The organism is Frigoribacterium sp. AC759 (assembly GCF_979256015.1).
Genome location: NZ_CEEDMT010000091.1, coordinates 1 through 273, shown reverse-complemented (window position 1 = coordinate 273; position 273 = coordinate 1). Strand labels below are relative to the sequence as shown.

The 273-nt window shown below is 65.6% G+C and carries 1 protein-coding gene; it reads left to right on the top strand.

The genetic code is table 11. The annotated features are described in order from the left end of the window. A partial coding sequence (locus ACZ6JE_RS15210) for a hypothetical protein (protein WP_464319482.1) occupies positions 1 to 273 on the top strand: 273 nt, incomplete at both ends.

Here is a 273-nt window from a genome sequence, read left to right as displayed (position 1 = left end):
ACCTGGTCGATGAGGGCAACCTGCCGGTCTATGCCGGCTTCGGCTTCGGCGGCACCGATACCATCGTCTCCACCGCCAATTTCTTCTGGGACCTTTACTCCATCGGCGAAAGGCTGGTGATCGCCGAGGGCGCCTCCGATCCCGGCGGGGCCGGCACCACCGCCGTCGGCTCGGTCTTCAGCAACGAGATGATCGGCAACAGCGGCACCAATATCCTGTTCGGCCGCGGCGGCGCCGATACCTACCGGGCCGGCGACGGCATCGACTACATCT